The following is a 19,664-nucleotide window of genomic DNA, read 5'->3' on the forward strand; positions in this document are numbered from 1 at the left end:
ACTCTAAATTTGTTTAATAAATTATTCCTATGAAAGTTCCTCCAATAAAAATTTACCTTGTTTTATTTGCTATCTCTTTTTTTTACGGATGTAAGAGTAATTCTGTAAAATTTAACTCAACAAAAGATGATACGATTAATGAGTTTAGAAAAAACTTGTCCATAAAAAAGCATCGAGTAAAATCGTTACGCACTAAAAAAAGTGCAGATGAATGTATTTCTTTATTAAATAATGATGGTCTTTTTATCGATTTAAAAGATAAAAGTGATTTAATTCTTACAGATGATTGGATACAAAATATCTCAGAAAAAAAACAGCGTGATGGAGGAAAATTTCTTACTGAAGCTTTTAATAGACTGTGGAGAATAGCTGAAAAGTATCGCTCTAAAAACATAGATGTCAATAATTTAACTGAAACTCAGAAAAAACTATTTAAAGGAATTGCTTTTTATGCCAACTTAGAACAAAGAAGACCAGATACGTTTGGAAGGTTTCATTCATCATGCTTCGCTATTCCAAATGCAGCTGTAAATATCTATTTCGCTCTTGTTGATGCTATGGATACAATTGAAAATGATAAAAACGTACATGCTGATTTAACACTATTAAATAAAAGCATTAAAGAAATTGCCATGCAATCTTGGACAAAGCCAAAAAGAGATGATGAAACCGATGATAATATTGTAAGTGTTTCACGTTTTAGAAATCACGTTTGGTGGGTTGGCGGAAATGCATTAGCCTACAGATCATTATTGCCTGCAGCAGTTATGATGAAATCTACTAAAATGATTGATGTACTTCAAGAGGTTGCCATAAAATCACTTTCAAGTGTTTCACATAATACTTATGATACTGCTTTTTGGAATGAAGGTTTTACCGCAGATGGTGCAGGTTGGGGTCACGGAAAACAATCTTTAGTTTGGGGATATCCTATTGACGGAACATATAATGCTTTAAAATTATTATCAAAATTTAAGGACACACCTTGGGATGCAAATCTTTCACAAGAAAACTTAGCACCCATTTTCAACTATCTTCAAGGCTCTTCTTGGTATTATTATAAAGGTTTTGAGCTACCTTGTTTAGGAAGAAAAAGCATGGTTTACAGAAAGAAAAAGCAAATTATTAAAAGTTTTTTATTGGTGAAATCTTTACTCAATAATTTTAAAGACGATTTAACGAAGGAACAAATTAACGAATTAGAAGATTTTCAAAGTGATACTAAAAAGTTTCATATAACAATGAACAACCACCCTGAAAAACAGTATTCAGGAAGTCGATGGTTTTTTAATAATGATGATTTAGTACAGAAAACCGAGAATCATTCTACTATTTTAAATATGGCTTCTATTCGATGTGATGGTAGTGAAAGTGCCTTATTTCATGATCGTTATAATTATTTCACAAATGACGGTTTAACGTTGTTTTTTAGAAATGGAAACGAATATCAAGAAGCGATGGGTGGTTGGAATTTAACAGCTATTCCTGGGGTAACCAGTAGACAAGGAGAAGAAAACTTAGTGCCTATAACCAATTGGAGAGGTTTTATTAGTAAGCATAATTTTGCAACTGCCGCAACTAGTGGAAGTAAAAATGCAGCAGCAGGGTTTATTTTTGAAAAAATGAATGCTTCAGCTAAAGAAGGTGTAAATGATAGAGTTGGTTTAAAATTTGACACTGATTTTATTTACAATGTAAAAGCACATAAGTCTTATTTCTTTTTAGGTGATTATATGTTGGCATTAGGCTCCGGAATTACAAATAATACTCCAGAAGTAAAAGGTAATATTTGGACAACCATAGATCAAACTTTATGGAATAACACTGTTTCTTCTAATTCAATAGCTACAGGTGAGATTACTTTAGATGATAAAAGCTTTTCTCAAGAGCTTTCAAACACATCTGAAAACATTATTTGGACTTCACAAAAAGGTGGATTCTCTTATGGTATTTTACAAAATCACACCACAGGAAACGTAGTATTACAAACTGAACATAGAGCCACAAAGTGGCAAGAACTAAACGGTTTAAATAAAAAAAGAAAAGACCTTCCAAAAAACATTGATATCTTTCAATTAGCGATAAATCACGGTCAAAATATCACCAATGGAACTTATGGTTATTTGGTTTATTTTGGTGATGAAAAACCTCAACAAGCTTTTAATAATCAAACAATTAAAGTTTTATCAAATACCACTAAATTACAAGCTGCCGCAACAAAGAATAAAGAAATAATCGGCGCCGTTTTTTATGATAAAAGTGAAGAATTAGTGATAGACGCAAATTGGAAAATCACTACTTCTGCTCCATCATCATTATTACTAGAAAAAGAAAGAAATGGTTATAAAATTACTGTTACGGATGCAGAGATGAATAAAAACCTGACTTCTATTAAACTAAAATCTACAGTAGAATTTAAAGGAAATAACGTTTTAAAAGAAGGAAATTGGTTTACAATAACAATCGATTTACCTAAAGGTGAATTATTAGGAAAGCCAGCGACTGTATTTTTAAAACTTTAAAAATTTATTAATCATTTTCTTCTAAGCTAAAAAATTCATTTACAGAAACATTGAATACTTTAGATAGTTTTAGCGCCAAAACTGTTGAGGGTACATACCTGTTTTTCTCAATAGAATTAATTGTTTGACGAGAAACACCTATTTTTTTCGCTAAATCTTCTTGTGTTAAATCTAACATTGCACGTTGTACTTTTAAAGTATTTTTCATCTTATTTATTATATCTTTTTAACTGCCAAAAAAACATTAGCTGAACAATTAGCATAAAAAACAACACTTGAAAATAATTAAAAGACTTTAACTCATCATTTTCATTAAGTAAAAACGCGACTCCAAAGTTTATTAATGGTTGTACAAGAGAATATACAATAGCCATTAAAAAAGCTAATCTATAAGATTGAGAGCGTAAACTATCTACAAACTCATCTTCTATTTTTTCTTTTGATAAAGAGATGATTAATAATCCTACTAATAAAATTGCTTGTAGTATTGGTCGAATCCATTCAGAATTTTCTATATATTTTCTTCCAATCATTAATACAAACGCACCAATTGCAATAAATAAACCTACTTTTTTAAATTGATTTCCTAGTTGAAATTTATTCATTTTTTCTAAATGACTTCTTTCTCTTTCACAAATTGTTTGTTTTGACATGGCATTTAATTTTACAATTAGACAAATTAACTTTCTATAATGACAAATATACTTTACATTTTATAAATAAAAAAATCTTTTTTACTATATTTAAATTATCAATCAACTAAACAAATATATTATGACAACAAAAACTGACAATTCAAAAAAATGGCTATTAGGGATATCAATATTTGCAATTATATGGAATGCCATGGGTGTAAATATGTATTTACAGCAAGCTTATAAAACTGATAGTTTTAAAGCTATGTATCAAGATCCTAAAATTTTAGAAATGGTAGAAAACACACCTTCTTGGGTTATGGGAGCATTTGCAATAGCTGTTTTTGCAGGAGTTATTGGAAGTCTTTTACTTTTATTAAAAAAGAAATTAGCTAAATCTGTTTTATTAATTTCATTAATTGCAGTGCTAGCACAAATGACTTACAATGTTTTTATTAGCGGAGCAATGGAAGTTTATGGTCCTGGAGCTGTAATTATGCCAATAGTAACACTTGTATTTAGTTTCTTTCTCTATTGGTATAGTAAAAAAGTAGATGCAAAAGGCATCTTAACTTAAAAAATAAATATCTTGTTAAATATATAAAGCTGCCTATGGTAGCTTTTTTTATTCAAATAATGCAGCTAAAAATTCTGCAACACATGCTGGTTTTTTTTGACCTTTTATTTCTATGACACAAGAAAATGTCACTTTAATCCCGTTATTATCTAATTCTTCAATTTCTTTAATAGTTGAAAGCATTCTTAGCTCACTATTTACAGGTACAGGATTAGGGAAACGAACTTTATTCATTCCATAATTAAGTCCCATTTTTACACTTTTAATTGAAAAAACTTCTTCTAACAACCTAGAAATCATAGCAACAGACATAAATCCATGAGCAACAGTACTTTTAAACGGACTCTCCTTCTCTGCTCTTTCTTCATCAACATGAATCCATTGCTTATCTAATGTTGCATTAGCAAAATCATTAATCATTTGCTGAGTTATTGTATACCAGTTCCCTGTTGGTAACTCCTTACCTAACATTGTCTTAAACTCTTTGATATCTGCAAACTCTACTGGTTTCATATGCTAGTTTTTAGTAAATAAATCGTCTTTAATTTTAGGTAATTTTAATTGATATTTTACGGCAATCAGTCTAATAATTACAATGACTAAACCAGAAACTATAAATTGAATATTTTCTTGTAAATCAAAATAATCTGTTAATAAATAGGTGATTCCGCCTAATAAACAAGCTGAAGCATAAATTTCTTTTTCAAAAATCAATGGCACTCTTGCGGTTAAAACATCGCGTAAAACACCTCCAAAAACTGCAGAAATCATTCCCATAATTAAAGCAATAAACGGATGTAAATTAAATGCCAGTCCTTTTTGCAACCCTAATAAAGTAAAAACACTAATTCCAATTGTATCAAATAAAAACAACGTTTTACTTAACGGTGCAATTTTACTTTTCAGTAAAAATGTAAAAACCACAGCGATTAGAATCGTCCAAACATAATTAAGATCACCAATCCAATTAATTGGATGTCCGTTTATAAGAACATCTCTTATCATTCCACCTCCTACTGCTGTTACAAAAGCAATAATGATAACACCAAATAAATCGAATTTTTTATCAGAAGCAAACAAAGCGCCACTAATTGCAAATGCAAACGTTCCAAGGATATCTAAAACGTAAATAAATTCCATCTTAATTTTTAACTTCGGTAAATTTGATATTTAGTTCTTTCTGTATTTCATGGATTCGCTCAATTTCACTTGGTAAAACAAATGCAATTGAAATTCCAGTTTTTCCTGCTCTAGCAGTTCTTCCGCTTCTATGTGTATAATATTCTAATTGTTCTGGTAATTGGTGATGAATCACAAAATTTAAATCTCTAACATCAATTCCTCTTGCAGAAACATCAGTAGAAATTAAATATTGAATACTTTCATTTTTAAAAGCACGCATTACTTTCTCTCTATCTCTTTGTTGCATATCGCCTTCTAACGCTCCTGTAGAAAACCCTTCTTCTAATAATTGTGCATTCAAACTTTGAGCACCTGCTTTTGTTCTACAAAAAATAATACCTCTTTGTGTTTGTCTTGTTTCTAAAAACGTAATGATCGCTGCTGTTTTTCCTTTAATAGTTGTTCTTGTAAACTGATGTCTAATATTTTCATTTACCAGAGAATTTCTATTAATTTCTACCCTAGAAGCATTAGGATCCATATATGTTTTTATAATCTTCTGAATTTCTTCTGGCATCGTTGCAGAAAACAACCAGGTATTTCTTTCTTCTGAAGTCGTATACTTTAAAATTCTATTTAGATCTTGCTTAAAGCCCATGCTTAGCATTTCGTCAGCTTCGTCTAGTACAAGGTTCTTAATATTTTTTATATCAATTTCTCCACGTTCTATTAAATCGATTAATCTACCTGGAGTTGCCACTACAACATGTGTGGTTCTTTTTAAATTATTGATTTGACGATCAATTTTCTCTCCACCATACACCGCTTCAACAAATATCTTTGTGTCTACATATTTTGTAAACTTGAATAATTGCTTCTTAATTTGTTGAACCAATTCTCTTGTTGGCGATAATATTAACGCCTGAATTTCGTCTTTTTTATCATCAATATGATGTAGAATTGGCAATCCGAAAGCTGCTGTTTTACCAGTACCTGTTTGAGCTAAACCAATAAAATCAGTTTTGGTGTTTAATAAAACAGGAATTGCTTTTTCTTGAATTTCTGAAGGTGTAGAAATCCCTAATTCTTTAATAGATTTTATATAATCTTTATTAATACCTAATGCAGAAAATGTTGACATTTATCTCTAATTTTCTGCAAAGATACCTTTATTTGTTAGGTTGTAACACATTTAAAACTTTTTCAGTAATTCTAACAGGCTTATAGTTAGAAGCATCAAGCATTCCCCAAATTGTTAGTGTCTTAACAATCAATACTTCATTTAAATAAAACTCCATATGCCTTTCAGATTTAAATCCTTTAGACTCACCTACCCATGTTTTTATAGTAATTTCGTGATCTAAAAGTGCTTGTTTTAAATAATCTACTTCATGCCGTATTACTACCCAAACATATTCTGGAAACGGGCTATCTTTTGTTAAGAATGACCAATGTTGAAAAGCAACTTCATCCATCCATTTAATGTATACAACATTATTTACATGATTTAGGTCATCAATTTCTTTGGAAGTAACTTTTCGTGTAGTGGTAAAAACTGAATTCATTAATCTATAATAGATTCGCCATTTAAATTTGTGGTTAACACATCACTAAAAAAGTTAAAAAAAGGACGTAGTGCTTTATAACTTTTATCTATTTCAGATAAAAAATTAGGTGATAAAACTTCTTTATCGGTGAAATTTCTTACAGCAATAAATCCTTTTTTACGTAATAAGTCAATATCCGAATGCTCTTTATCAAATCCTCTTGGAGCAGATTTCAATTCATGTCCTTCAAATTTTCCTCCAAAATACTTTATATAGTTTTCGGCTTTTAGGATTTTTCTAAATTCTGATGCATCTAACTCAATTTCTTTTCTAATTCTAAACAAATCTTCTTTGTTTGGTTCCCAAAACCCACCTGCTAAAAAGGACTCTCCTGGTCTTATTCTTAAATAATAACCTCCACGTAATTCTTTTCCTAATCTAGAAAATGATCCAGCAAAATGGGGTTGATACGGCGTTTTATCTTTAGAAAAACGTACATCTCTATAAATTCTAAATAACTTGAATTTATCTATCTCATCATGTTGTTCAAGACTTTCTCTTATTGAGGCATAAAGTTCCTTTGCATTATCTTGAGCTTCTTTAAAAACAGGTTTAGTGTCTGCAAACCAATCACGATTATTATTTTTCTTTAAATCTTTTAAGTATTGAAAGCTTGATTTGTTGAAATGCATTTTGATTAAATTTAGACCAACAATTTACAAAATAGATTTGTAACTTCGAATTTGATATGCATCAAAAATCAAAACTTCTACAAAAAAGATACGAAGGGTATTTACAAACAAATTGTTTATGGAAAGGCAATGCAATTTATGAATTAAATCAATTTGAATTAAATTCTAAATCAATACAAATTAATTTAAAAATTGATGAAAAACTTCGGCTTGGAAAATATATTGAGCGTTTGGTTTCTTTTGAACTTCAGCAAAAAAATAATATTTCGATTGTATGTGAAAATATTCAAATTCAACAAGAAAAAATAACATTAGGAGAATTGGATAGTATCATTTTAAAAGACAAAAAACCAATTCACTTAGAAATCATTTATAAGTTTTATTTATATGATGATTCTATTGATAAAGATCAAATTGAATGTTTTATTGGACCTAATAAAAAAGATTCCTTAGTAGAAAAATTAAATAAACTTAAAGAAAAACAGCTACCATTGCTCTATTCTAAAGAATGTAAAAAGTATTTGAAAGAATACAATTTAAAACCTAAAGAAGTTGAACAACAAGTATATTTTAAAGCACAATTATTTGTTCCATATTCTAATCAAAATATTCAGCTAAAAAAAATCAACCCTGATTGTATTATTGGTTTCTATATCAATCTAGAACAAATTCAGCATTTTAAAAATTATAAGTTCTATATTCCTAATAAAAAAGACTGGTTAATAATTCCATTTACAAATATTGATTGGTTAGGTTTTTCTGAATTTAAAGAAATAACGAAATCAATTTTAGAAAGACAATTTTCTCCTCTTTGTTGGCTAAAAGAACCAAATGGAGAAATTAAAAAGATCTTTTTAGTTTGGTGGTAAAGGATAAACTCAATTTAATTTTTAATTATTTTAATAGTTTCTATAGACTTGTCTTGAATGATTTTTAATAAATAAATCCCTTTAGAGATAGCTTTATTTTCTAAATCTATTGTAACTTTTGTACTGTTCTTTTTTATAGATTGTAATAAGATGTTTCTACCATTAATATCTGAAACTATTATTTTCTGAACTGAATGGTTTAATGGTAAACTAATATTTAACTCTCTATTAGTAGGGTTAGGATACACCTTAAAATCTTTTATGCTATTATTTTCAACTGATAATCTTATATACCAATCTTTTTTTAATAAATTAAATTTAGCAATTGCTTTATCAAACCAAGATGGTCTAGATCCTAAACGATGGGTTACCTGGGCTTCATACAAAGATTCTGGAAATGCTTTTGCACCATTACTTTCTTCATATTTTATATTTGATTGCTTAAAAGTTGTAGAACTTCCATGATACCCTACTATAATTGGATTTGCTACAGCAGCACCACAATAATTACTACCACAATCACTCCAAAAATCATAATTACTCACACTTGGTCCTGTTCTATTATAATTCCATAAAGTAAGCCCTCCTAAATGGTTAGGTAAATTTGTATAGTTACCACCATTACCAGTTACATTATAGCCTGCATATAAATCGTACAAATTAGATCTTGGATAATTTCCATGAATATCCATCCCTCTTCCGTTAGTTGCATCAATTCTCCAAGCAACAGAACCTGTAGTTCTTCCAGAAACATCTATACCATGCCATTGTCCTTTATTAGTGTCATCCCAAATTAAGCCCATTAAAATTCTTGAAGAACCTCCAGCTCCAACTAGAGAATGTCCTCTATTTCCATCAACTAATAATTGTATGATTGATACAGCGTAACTATGGCCTGTAGAAACTACGTTTGTTACATTAGAAAAACGTGAACGTCTAACCCAACAATGTGCAGCGTCACTAAAACCTATCGCAGCCCATCCAGAATCATGAATATAATCTTTATGATGTACAAAATCATCTGTGAAATTTCCTTTAAAGTGAATATCCTCAAAACCAGAATTTCCCATCATCTTATACCCTCTAATTGTCCAATTATGAGCAGCTTTTAAATCATTTATTATTTGATCTTTAAAATATATTTTATTTCCATCTATTCTATCAATTTCATGAAACTCTTTCCCCTCAACTCCTTTGGTGTTTATATTACTCCAAATACTTCGAGTATTGGTTTTACCATCTAAGTACAAACTATTTGCGGCTGTATTTGCTGCCATTTCCATTCGCACATATTTATAATTAACTAAACTACTGGCATTTGCAACCACGACAAAGTTTGAATTCTTATACGAATTAGCAGTTAGAGCTAATTTTGCTGAAGCGCCATAATCTCCATCAAAAACAAACATTTTAGGAGTATTCCACAACGTAGTAATCCCAGGTTTTTGAGACATTACAGTTTTCATGTTTATTACTGTACCTCCAAGCTCAGATCCACTACCTTTTATTATAATATTCGATTTTGTTATTTTTATTGATGTATAGTTTCCTGCTACAGAATTTACAGTAAACTCTCCTTTAGGAAAAAAAACAATACCTCCACCTGCGCTTTCCGCTGCATTAATTGCTGCCTGAATCGCATCTACATCAGAAACATCATCATTGGGAATTGCGCCGTAGGTTGTTACATTAAAAATAGTTCCTGTACTCTCAGGAATTTCCATTTTACCTAATTTATAACCTGCAAATCCATAATTTGGTAAATCTGGAATATTTGCTGCTGCTGCACCTGAAATTGCTCCTGTATATTTTTGCCAAATTTTAGCATCTTGTGCAACTGTACTCAAAGAAGTTATTATACTTAAAATGACTATTAGAAAGTAATTTTTATTCATAACAAATTAATTTTTAATAAGCTTTTGTAATTTAATACTATTCTCTTTTCTTAGCTTAAGAAAATACACTCCTTTGCTTAAAGCGCTTATATCTATTTTTTTGAAATCTCCTTTTTTTGAAATTACTATTTTACCATTTAAATCAATAATTTCAATAGAATTTAAATCTTTTGCTCCTTCTATTGAAATATAATTTTTAGCTGGGTTTGGAAAAATAGTTACTGTATTTATGCCATTATTTGCAACTGACAATATTGCATTGGTAGATAATTTAAAATCATCTATTCTTATATAAGCGTCTTTTGGAGATACTGCAGATCCACCATGATAATAATTAAACCAATATGCATAAACTTTATCAAAATTATTATTCGATGTCGTAGTAAACCTAATATTTATCTTTTCAAAAACTTTAACTCCATCTATCCAGGCTTTAAGAACTCCGTTGCTACTACTAACATCATTAACTTTAATATATTGCTCTACTGTATACCACGTATTGTGTTGCATAGTAGAATTACCACCAGACCAATACCAACTATCTCCCCAGGTTTTACCATTCGCTCTACTCATATCTTTATGATAAACATAGTACCTATTCCTTGTTTTGGTAGCTCCACTTGGTGAAATTGATCCTCTAGCCGACCAACCATTTGTTCCGTCGGATGATTTATTTCCCCAACCGGCAACACCTCTTGTACCATCAAAACCAGGAGATTTACCTGAATATGAATCCATTGTTGATTCATAATACACTTTATATTGTGCATATATTTCTTGAGGATCTTGCAAATTATTATTAGCAAAGATAAATTTCATCTCCCCTCCATAATGCTCTCCTTTTGAAACTTTTACTTGTATATAGCCCGAATTATTATATCCACCATTGGTGTGATGAGTAAAATTAGTTCTACGGTTAAAGTTATATGCGCTATCCCAATTGGATTCAGTATTAAAATCATTTTGATGAATTAATTGTGCATTAAGCAGACAATTCATTAAAATAAATAGGAAGAAAATAGTTTGTTTTTGTTTTATCATAAGTTTAGATAAAAGTAAACAATGTATACTAAATCATAAGGGGGAACTTGTTCATTTTTAGGGTACTTTAATTTTTTAAAATCTTTACCACTTTATTTACTATTAGAGTAATTAATTTCATTGAATATTATATTACAAAAATGGAATATAATATTTTTATTTCTCTCTAGATTTTAAAACTTCAACAACATCATTCAATTTAAAACCTTTTGCTTGCAACAACATAAGATAATGAAAAAGTAAATCGGCACTTTCATCTAAGAATAAATCATCGTTATTATCTTTTGCTTCAATAACAACTTCTACTGCTTCCTCTCCTACTTTTTGAGCAACTTTGTTAATCCCTTTTGCAAAAAGTGATGCAACATAAGATTTTTCTGAATCAGCATTTTTAATTCGATTCTCTATTGTATTTTCTAATTTTGTTATAAAACCAAAATTTTGATTGTTTTTTTCATCCCAACAAGTATCTGTTCCTTTATGACATGTTGGGCCTACTGGATTTACAGTAATTAATAATGTATCGTTATCACAATCATTTTTAATATCCACTAGATTCAAAAAATTACCACTTTCTTCACCTTTAGTCCATAATCTTTTTTTAGTCCTAGAAAAGAAGGTTACTTTCTTCGTTTCTTTAGTTTTAACAAAGGCTTCTTCATTCATGTAACCCAACATTAAAACATTTTTTGTTGCGGCATCCTGAATAATTACTGGTACTAATCCGTCGTTATTTTTATTAAAATCTATTTCCATTTTTCTATATATAAAACACTTAAATAATTCTGTGCTCTTTTATTTTAAAGACGCACAGGTATATTATTATTCTTTAATTCTGTTTTTAAATCTATAATATCTATTTCTCCAAAATGAAAAACACTTGCTGCTAACGCAGCATCAGATTTTCCTTCTTCAAACGTGTCTATAAAATGCTGTACAGAACCTGCTCCACCAGAAGCGATAATTGGAATATTTAATTCTGTAGACAAACGTCTTAAAGCTTCATTAGCAAAACCTGATTTGGTACCGTCGTTATTCATTGATGTGAACAATATTTCACCAGCACCGCGTGTTTCCACTTCTTTTGCCCAATCGAATAAATTTAATTCTGTTGGTATGGTTCCTCCAGCTAAATGTACAATCCATTCTCCGTCAATTTGTTTAGCATCAATAGCGACTACCACACATTGACTTCCAAATTTTTGTGATAACTCGTTTACTAATTCTGGTCGTTTTACTGCCGATGAGTTTACAGACACTTTATCTGCACCCGATTTTAAAAGCACAGCTACATCTTCAATAGAAGATATACCGCCGCCAACAGTAAACGGAATATTAACTTGCTCTGCAACTTTTAAAACCATTTCTATCATGGTTTTTCTGCCTTCTAAAGTTGCCGAAATATCTAAAAACACCAACTCATCTGCGCCAACTTGCGCATATTGTTTTGCTAATTCAACGGGATCTCCAGCATCACGTAAATCAACAAAATTAACACCTTTCACGGTTCTTCCGTTTTTAATGTCTAAGCATGGTATTATTCTTTTCGTTAGCATAAAACAGTTGTTATTTGTTAGTTGTTAGGATAAAATTCTCTAGTTGTTTTAAGCTTATTTTATTCTCGTAAATTGCTTTTCCAATAATGACACCTTCACAGCCTAACTCAGCAAGTTTAGGTAGTTCATTAAATGCTGAAATTCCTCCAGATGCAATTAATTTTAAAGTATCAGATTTCTCTAAAACTTCTTTATAAACATCAAAACTAGGGCCTTGTAGCATACCGTCTTTAGAAATGTCGGTACAAATCACATAGGATATTCCTTCTTTTTGATAATTATTAATAAACGGAATTAACTCTAAACTACTTTCTTCTTGCCAGCCATTTGTGGCTATTTTTCCACCAGAATTATCCGGATAAAAATCAGCTCCTAAAATTATTTTTTCAGCTCCAAACTTATCAATCCAACTTTTAAATACATCTTGATTTTTTACTGCTATACTTCCTCCAGTAATTTGATGTGCACCAGAATTAAAAGCAATTTCTAAATCTTTATCAGACTTTAAACCACCGCCAAAATCAATTTTTAAATTTGTCTTGGAAGCAATAGCTTCTAACGTTTTATAATTAATTATTTTACTCGCTTTCGCGCCATCTAAATCAACAACATGTAAGTATTGAATTCCTGCATCTTCAAACTCTTTAGCAACCTCTATAGGGTTTTCATTATATATTTTTTTCGTGTTATAATCGCCTTTCGTTAAGCGAACACACTTTCCTTCTATGATATCTATGGCTGGAATTATTCTCAAAATAGTTGTTAGTTGTTAGTTGTTAGTTGTTAGTTGTTAGTTCAAGGAAATTTTTTAAAATTTGTTCTCCTGCTTTTGATGATTTTTCTGGATGAAATTGAACCCCATAAAAATTATCTTTTTTTAAAGCTGATGCATATTCAATGCCATACTTTGAAGAAGCAATCGTTTCTTTACAATTTTCAGCATAAAAACTATGCACTAAATACATGAATTCTTGATCTTTAATATCATTAAATAAGTCAGACTTTAAATTGGTAATGGTATTCCATCCCATTTGCGGCACCTTAACCGCGTTAGAAAAACGTTTTACATGTACATTAAAAATACCCAAACCTTTTGTGTTTCCTTCTTCAGAAAAATCACACATTAATTGCATTCCTAAACAAATACCTAAAACAGGCTGATTTAAGGTTGGAATAACCTTGTCCAACCCACTTTCTTCTAACATTTTCATTGCTGAACTCGCTTCTCCTACTCCAGGAAAAATCACCTTATCAGCAGCTTTAATTTCATCAATATTATTGGACAAAACAGCATCAACACCCAAACGCTTAAAGGCAAATTGGATGCTTTTTATATTTCCTGCACCGTAATCAATTATTACTAGTTTCATTTTAATCGTTGTTGGTTGCTAGTGCTTTGTTGTTGGGAAATTTATAATCCAATAACTAAATACTAGCAACAAATTTTATAGCATTCCTTTTGTTGATGGTAAAAACATTTTATTTGCATCTCGTTTTACAGCCATTTTCATAGCTTTTGCGAACGCTTTAAAAATACCTTCAATTTTATGATGTTCATTATCTCCTTCAGCTTTAATATTCAAGTTGCATTTTGCACCATCTGTAAAGGATTTAAATAAGTGAAAAAACATTTCTGTAGGCATATCTCCTACTTTTTCTCTCTTAAATTCTGCATCCCATTCTAACCAATTTCTACCACCAAAATCGACAGCTACTTGCGCTAAACAATCGTCCATTGGTAAACAAAAACCGTATCGTTCTATTCCTAATTTGTTACCTAAAGCTTTATTAAATAATTCACCAAAGGCAATCATAGTATCTTCAATCGTGTGATGCTCATCAACCTCTAAATCGCCATCTACTTTTATGGTTAAATCCATCGAACCATGACGTCCGATTTGATCTAGCATGTGATCAAAAAACTTCAGCCCAGTATCGATATCATTTTTACCAGAACCATCTAAATTTAACTTGATGTAAATCTTCGTTTCATTCGTATTTCTAGTAATTTCTGTTACGCGATCTTCTAACTTTAAAAATTCATATATAGCTTTCCAATCGGTACTTGTTAAAGCGATTGCATTTACAATGTCTTCCTTAGGTGTTTCAATTTCATTAACTCCTAATTCAGGATCTTCAGACAAATAAATTCCTTTGGCTCCTAAATTTTTTGCTAACTCCATGTCGGTAATTCGATCACCTAAAACAAAGGAATTTTCTAAATCATACGCTTCAGAAAAATATTTTGTTAATAAGCCAGTTCTTGGCTTTCTTGTTGGTGCATTGTCTTCTGGAAAAGACTTGTCTATTAAAACCTCTGCAAACTCTACACCTTCATTTTTAAAAGCTTGAATTACTTTATTTTGTGCTGGCCAAAACGTGTCTTCTGGAAAAGAATCGGTTCCTAAACCATCCTGATTGGTAACCATCACTAATTCATAATCCAACTCATCTGCAATTTTACCTAACCATCTAAAAACACCTGGATAAAACTCTAATTTTTCTAAACTATCTAATTGGTAATCGATTGGTGGTTCTATAGCCAACGTACCGTCTCTATCTATAAATAATACTTTTTTCATTTTATTATTTTTAACGCTCTAATTAACCTTGAATTTTCTTCTAAAATACCTACACTAATTCGCAAACAATTATCACATAAAGGTTGATTAGTTCTATTTCTTATAACGAGTCCTAAATCAATTAATTGATTATATCTTTTAGTTGCGTCATCAACTTTTATTAGAATAAAATTAGCATCCGACGGATATACTTTTTCTACAAAACTAATTTTTTCAATTTGTTGATAAAGTCTTTTTCTTTCGCTTTTAAGTTGATTAATTTCGTTATTAACTTCCTCCATTTTATTCAATCTAACTAAGGCTTTAGCTTGTGTTAGATTATTTACGTTATAAGGTGGTTTAATTTTATTTAAAACCGAAATTATTTCTTTTGATGCATAACTTATACCTAATCGTATTCCTGCCATACCAAAGGCTTTAGACAAGGTTTGTATCACGATTAAATTAGGGTATTTATGTAATACTTTTAACCAACTTTCATTTTCAGAAAAATCAATATAAGCTTCGTCAATTACTACAATTCCATTAAATTTAGTAAGCAATATTTCAATTGATTCTTGTGTAAAACTATTTCCTGTCGGATTATTTGGTGTACATAAAAATATCAATTTGGAATTAGCATCTACTTGCTCCAAAATTTCATCAACATTTAGCTGAAAATTGTCATTTAGCAACACTTTTCTATTTTCAACAGCATTGATGTTTGCTAAAACACTGTACATTCCATAAGTTGGTGGTAACGTAATGATGTTATCTTCATTGGGTTCACAAAAAACCCTAAAAATCAGGTCTAATACTTCATCACTTCCATTTCCTAACAAAATATTTTCAATAGGAATATTATTTAATTCCGACAACCGTATTTTAACATCGGTTTGTTGTGGATCTGGATATCGATTACTTCCGTTTTCAAAAGGATTTTCGTTTGCATCTAAAAAAATCATATTGCTTGTAGCATCCTTATATTCGTCTCTTGCAGATGAATATGGTTGTAAAGACAAAACGTTTTTTCTAACTAGTTTGGATATGTTCATGACTCTAAACTTTTTAAACGTAAACTAACCGCATTTTTATGGGCTTGTAACCCTTCTGCTTCTGCCATTAATTCTATTGATTTTCCAATATTCTGAATTCCTTTTTTTGATATTTTTTGGAACGTAATACTTTTGGTAAAACTATCTAAATTTACACCAGAATACGCTTTACTAAATCCGTTAGTTGGCAATGTATGATTGGTTCCAGACGCATAATCTCCTGCACTTTCTGGTGTATAGTTTCCAATAAACACAGAACCTACATTAATAATATTATCGATGTAATAATCGTTATTATTTGTACAAATAATAAAATGTTCTGGCCCATATTCATTAATTAATTCTAAGGCTACTTCATCATTTGCAACATAAATCAATTTAGAATTTGAAATTGCTTTTTCTGCAATCGCCTTTCTGGGCAATACAGAAAGTTGTTTTTCTATCTCTTTAGAAACTAAATCAATAAAAGTATTCGACGTAGATACTAAAATAACTTGACTATCAACTCCATGTTCTGCTTGACTTAACAAATCTGAAGCTACAAAACTAGCATCCGCAGAATCGTCTGCAACAACTAATAATTCACTTGGTCCAGCTGGCATATCAATGGCAACACCATATTTTGTTGCTAATTGCTTTGCAACGGTAACAAACTGATTTCCTGGCCCAAATATTTTATACACCTGAGGAATCGTTTCTGTACCAAAAGTTAGTCCTGCAATTGCCTGAATTCCACCAACCTTATATATTTTAGTTACCCCACAAAGTTGTGCAGTATATATTATTGCTGGGTGAATTTTCCCTTCTTTATTTGGCGGAGAACACAAAATCAATTCTTTACAACCTGCAATTTGTGCAGGAACTGCCAACATTAGTACTGTTGAAAATAAGGGTGCTGTACCTCCAGGAATGTATAAACCTACTTTCTGAATCGCTCTTTTTTCTTGCCAACATTCTACGCCATTAACAGTTTCTACATACACTTTTTCTGTTTTCTGAGCAGTATGGAACTTTTCAATATTTGCTTTTGCAGCCGCTATAGCTTCTTTTAATGCTGGTGAAACTTGATTTGAAGCTTCATTAATTTCATCATTAGAAACTAACTTATTCTCAATAACAACATTATCAAAAATCGATGTATATTTTGATATTGCAAAATCTCCATTTTGCTGAACATCACTAAAAATTTGGTCTACAGTGTTTTCTACTTCTTCCAAAGACTGTGTAGGTCTTTCTAAAATAGAATTCCATGTGTTTTTCGGTGGATTCTGAAGTACTTTCATTACAATACCATTTTTTCAATTGGACATACTAAAATTCCTTCTGCTCCTTTGTCTTTTAACTCGTCAATAATTTCCCAAAATTGATTTTTATCAATTACAGTGTGTACAGAACTCCAACCTTTTTCTGCTAAAGGAAGCACAGTTGGACTTTTCATACCTGGCAATAATGTAATAATTTCTTCTAATCGATCATTAGGTGCATTTAACAATACATATTTCGAGTTTTTTCCTTTTAAAACCGACTGCATTCTAAACTCTATTTTGTTTAATAAGGCTTGATTTTCATCAGAAATTAAAGGTGAAACTGCTAAAACTGCTTCTGATTTTAATAAAACCTCTACTTCTTTTAACCCGTTCTTAAACAACGTACTACCACTAGAAACAATATCTACAATTGCATCCGCTAATCCAATATTTGGAGCTATTTCTACAGATCCATTAATAATATGAAGTTTTGCATCAACATTATTTTTATCTAAAAATTGTTGCACCGTATTTGGATACGATGTTGCAATTCTTTTCCCTTCTAAATCTTTTAAATTGGTATATTCTGTTGATTTAGTCACGGCTACTGATACTTTACATTTAGAAAACCCTAAACGTTGTGTAAAGTTTAAATCTTGCCCTTTTTCTACCAATACATTCTCTCCAATTATAGCACAATCTACTACTCCATCCCTTAAATACTGTGGAATATCGCCGTTTCTTAGGTAAAAAACTTCTAATGGAAAATTACTTGCACTTGCTTTTAATTGATCTTTTCCATTATCAATAGAAATACCACAATCTTTTAAGATTTGTAATGAATCTTGATTTAATCTTCCTGATTTTTGAATAGCTATCTTTAACTTACTCATTTTGTTGTTTTTAGATTGTTGAAACAATCAAGTTTGGTTTTGTTCATTAAAAAACCCGCTTGATTGTCTCAAACGGGTTTAAAATATGTTTTGATTTTATTCAATACATTTTCAGTTCGCTTGAGAGCAAATATGAAAATGGTGATGATGATTTTGAATAAAAGTCATGTCTTTTTGTTTACATGACAAATATTTGTAATTATTTTTAATAAAACCTAATGGAGTCTCTTTTTTTTGATGAATTTAACGAAGATTTGTCAATTTAATAATTTTTACTACTTAAAATTACTATTAAAGCAACGTTTCTAAGTAATGACTTTCAATAGCATAGCTTTCTTTTAAACTCAAAATTTTTGAATTGATAGCTTCATCATCACTCTTTTTTGTTGATTTAGAAGCTACTAACATTACATTTTTTCTTGTATGTTCATTGCTTATGAATTCAAATACTTTGGTGTTATAATCGTGTTTTTCTAGAATTAAGGCTCTAATTGTATCCGTAACCATTTCAAACTGACGTTCTTTAAAAATACCGTATTTTAATAATGGGCTTTCTTGCTCCTTCCCTTTTACTTGCTGACGGATTTGTTTATGACAACAGGGCGCACAAATAATTAAGGATGCTTTTGATGCTAATCCTTTGTAAATTGCATCATCTGTGGCAGTATCACACGCATGTAACGCAATTAGGATATCTATTTTTTCTTCTTGATATTCTTGAATCGGTTTGGCAACAAAGTTTAGGTTTTTAAAACTAGATTTTTCAGCGATATCATTACAATAATTCACCAATTCTTTGCGCAACTCTATACCGGTAATCCTTGCGTTGTATTTTTTTTGATTGACTAAATAATCATACAAAGCAAAGGTTAAATAACCTTTACCCGAACCCATATCTACAATATGGATGTTTTTAGCCAATTTAGAGCTAGCCAATAATCCTTCTATTATTTCTAAATACTTATTGATTTGACGGTACTTATCTGCCATTTTATGGATTACCTTCCCTTCTTTATCCGTTATCCCCAAATGAAATAAATACTCGCTCTTTTCTATTCTTTTAACTTTAGGTTTATCGTGCGTATCGGGTAATTTATTTTTAAAACTTGGTGCTACCGTCTTGTAAGAGATTTTCTTCTTCTTAGAAATAAAAACTTGTAAATCATTTTCTAAAGTAAATAATGTAGCTGCTCTAAAATTAATAGTTAACAAACCTTCTAATTCAACAATAACTTCTTGTAACGAATAGTTTTTAACATAATCATTGGTTTTGTTTCTATATAAAAACTGAAAAGATTGCTCGCCTTTTAAAACAATTTGACGTACATATACGTTTTGTAATTCTTCACTTTTTCGAATAGGTTTACTCAATGTCAGTTTAACAAAATTATCCTTTGTTATACTTTCTCTTAAAGTGTCATACAAATTTGAAAAGTCGTTCATGGTGCAAAG

General features: G+C 30.3%; 21 protein-coding genes. 3 read left to right on the forward strand and 18 right to left on the reverse strand.

Annotated features, from left to right (window positions below; all coding sequences use genetic code 11):
- The first annotated feature begins 29 nt into the window (after positions 1-29).
- Positions 30-2,522 (forward strand): polysaccharide lyase family 8 super-sandwich domain-containing protein, encoded by a 2,493-nt coding sequence (locus OD91_RS01285; protein ID WP_144894598.1) that lies wholly within the window; start codon positions 30-32, stop codon positions 2,520-2,522.
- A 7-nt stretch (positions 2,523-2,529) separates the two neighbouring features.
- Here the strand turns inward: OD91_RS01285 and OD91_RS01290 are convergent, their stop codons facing one another.
- Positions 2,530-2,730: a helix-turn-helix transcriptional regulator gene (locus OD91_RS01290; protein WP_144894599.1), complete on the reverse strand. Its 201-nt coding sequence runs from the start codon at positions 2,728-2,730 to the stop codon at positions 2,530-2,532.
- A gap of 1 nt (position 2,731) precedes the next feature.
- On the reverse strand, positions 2,732-3,175 hold the full coding sequence (locus OD91_RS01295; protein ID WP_144894600.1) for a hypothetical protein: 444 nt from the start codon (positions 3,173-3,175) through the stop codon (positions 2,732-2,734).
- A gap of 121 nt (positions 3,176-3,296) precedes the next feature.
- Here OD91_RS01295 and OD91_RS01300 point away from each other — a divergent pair, with 121 nt between their 5' ends.
- Positions 3,297-3,734, forward strand: coding sequence for a hypothetical protein (locus tag OD91_RS01300; protein ID WP_144894601.1), 438 nt, complete (start codon positions 3,297-3,299; stop codon positions 3,732-3,734).
- Positions 3,735-3,782: 48 nt separating this feature from the next.
- On the opposite strand, the gene OD91_RS01305 is transcribed toward OD91_RS01300, so the two are convergent.
- From OD91_RS01305 to OD91_RS01325, 5 genes are read right to left on the reverse strand one after another with little or no spacing between them, the layout of a single operon-like run.
- On the reverse strand, positions 3,783-4,247 hold the full coding sequence (locus OD91_RS01305; RefSeq protein WP_144894602.1) for a MaoC family dehydratase: 465 nt from the start codon (positions 4,245-4,247) through the stop codon (positions 3,783-3,785).
- Between the two features lie 3 nt (positions 4,248-4,250).
- The gene (locus tag OD91_RS01310; RefSeq protein WP_144894603.1) at positions 4,251-4,874 is read right to left on the reverse strand and encodes a trimeric intracellular cation channel family protein; all 624 of its coding nucleotides are present in this window, start codon (positions 4,872-4,874) and stop codon (positions 4,251-4,253) included.
- Between the two features lies 1 nt (position 4,875).
- On the reverse strand, positions 4,876-5,997 hold the full coding sequence (locus tag OD91_RS01315; RefSeq protein WP_144894604.1) for a DEAD/DEAH box helicase: 1,122 nt from the start codon (positions 5,995-5,997) through the stop codon (positions 4,876-4,878).
- A gap of 28 nt (positions 5,998-6,025) precedes the next feature.
- Positions 6,026-6,421: a thioesterase family protein gene (locus OD91_RS01320; protein ID WP_144894605.1), complete on the reverse strand. Its 396-nt coding sequence runs from the start codon at positions 6,419-6,421 to the stop codon at positions 6,026-6,028.
- A complete protein-coding gene (locus OD91_RS01325; RefSeq protein WP_144894606.1) occupies positions 6,421-7,095 on the reverse strand; it encodes a DUF2461 domain-containing protein in 675 nt (224 codons plus the stop codon). The genes OD91_RS01320 and OD91_RS01325 overlap by 1 nt, the downstream gene beginning before the upstream one ends.
- Positions 7,096-7,151: 56 nt before the next feature.
- On the opposite strand from OD91_RS01325, the gene OD91_RS01330 reads away from it, so the two are divergent.
- Positions 7,152-7,964: a DUF1853 family protein gene (locus OD91_RS01330; protein ID WP_144894607.1), complete on the forward strand. Its 813-nt coding sequence runs from the start codon at positions 7,152-7,154 to the stop codon at positions 7,962-7,964.
- A gap of 14 nt (positions 7,965-7,978) precedes the next feature.
- Here OD91_RS01330 and OD91_RS01335 read toward each other — a convergent pair whose 3' ends face one another.
- The 11 genes from OD91_RS01335 to OD91_RS01385 all read right to left on the reverse strand — a co-directional run bounded on the left by OD91_RS01335 (position 7,979) and on the right by OD91_RS01385 (position 19,655).
- Complete coding sequence (locus tag OD91_RS01335; RefSeq protein ID WP_144894608.1) at positions 7,979-9,859, reverse strand: DUF4955 domain-containing protein; 1,881 nt, start codon at positions 9,857-9,859, stop codon at positions 7,979-7,981.
- Positions 9,860-9,865: 6 nt separating this feature from the next.
- Positions 9,866-10,900 (reverse strand): T9SS type A sorting domain-containing protein, encoded by a 1,035-nt coding sequence (locus tag OD91_RS01340; RefSeq protein ID WP_144894609.1) that lies wholly within the window; start codon positions 10,898-10,900, stop codon positions 9,866-9,868.
- 156 nt (positions 10,901-11,056) lie between these two features.
- Complete coding sequence (hisIE, locus tag OD91_RS01345) at positions 11,057-11,656, reverse strand: bifunctional phosphoribosyl-AMP cyclohydrolase/phosphoribosyl-ATP diphosphatase HisIE (RefSeq protein WP_144894610.1); 600 nt, start codon at positions 11,654-11,656, stop codon at positions 11,057-11,059.
- 44 nt (positions 11,657-11,700) lie between these two features.
- A complete protein-coding gene (gene hisF / locus OD91_RS01350; protein WP_144894611.1) occupies positions 11,701-12,456 on the reverse strand; it encodes an imidazole glycerol phosphate synthase subunit HisF in 756 nt (251 codons plus the stop codon).
- 10 nt (positions 12,457-12,466) lie between these two features.
- Positions 12,467-13,210 carry a 1-(5-phosphoribosyl)-5-[(5-phosphoribosylamino)methylideneamino]imidazole-4-carboxamide isomerase gene (gene hisA / locus OD91_RS01355; RefSeq protein ID WP_144894612.1) on the reverse strand — a complete coding sequence of 248 codons (744 nt, stop codon included), beginning with the start codon at positions 13,208-13,210 and terminating at the stop codon, positions 12,467-12,469.
- Between the two features lie 22 nt (positions 13,211-13,232).
- Entirely contained in the window at positions 13,233-13,826 is a 594-nt protein-coding gene (gene hisH, locus OD91_RS01360) for an imidazole glycerol phosphate synthase subunit HisH (protein ID WP_144894613.1), read from the reverse strand.
- A 75-nt stretch (positions 13,827-13,901) separates the two neighbouring features.
- Entirely contained in the window at positions 13,902-15,038 is a 1,137-nt protein-coding gene (gene hisB / locus OD91_RS01365; protein ID WP_144894614.1) for a bifunctional histidinol-phosphatase/imidazoleglycerol-phosphate dehydratase HisB, read from the reverse strand.
- Positions 15,035-16,072, reverse strand: a complete 1,038-nt coding sequence (gene hisC / locus OD91_RS01370; protein WP_144894615.1) for a histidinol-phosphate transaminase — start codon at positions 16,070-16,072, stop codon at positions 15,035-15,037. The genes hisB and hisC overlap by 4 nt, the downstream gene beginning before the upstream one ends.
- A complete protein-coding gene (hisD, locus tag OD91_RS01375; protein WP_144894616.1) occupies positions 16,069-17,355 on the reverse strand; it encodes a histidinol dehydrogenase in 1,287 nt (428 codons plus the stop codon). Before hisD ends, hisC begins: the two co-directional genes overlap by 4 nt.
- Complete coding sequence (hisG, locus tag OD91_RS01380; RefSeq protein WP_144894617.1) at positions 17,355-18,212, reverse strand: ATP phosphoribosyltransferase; 858 nt, start codon at positions 18,210-18,212, stop codon at positions 17,355-17,357. The genes hisD and hisG overlap by 1 nt, the downstream gene beginning before the upstream one ends.
- 291 nt (positions 18,213-18,503) lie before the next feature.
- The gene (locus OD91_RS01385; RefSeq protein WP_144894618.1) at positions 18,504-19,655 is read right to left on the reverse strand and encodes an SAM-dependent methyltransferase; all 1,152 of its coding nucleotides are present in this window, start codon (positions 19,653-19,655) and stop codon (positions 18,504-18,506) included.
- Positions 19,656-19,664 lie beyond the last annotated feature (9 nt).

The sequence above is a fragment of the Lutibacter sp. Hel_I_33_5 genome, from assembly GCF_007827455.1.
Lineage (GTDB): Bacteria > Bacteroidota > Bacteroidia > Flavobacteriales > Flavobacteriaceae > Polaribacter.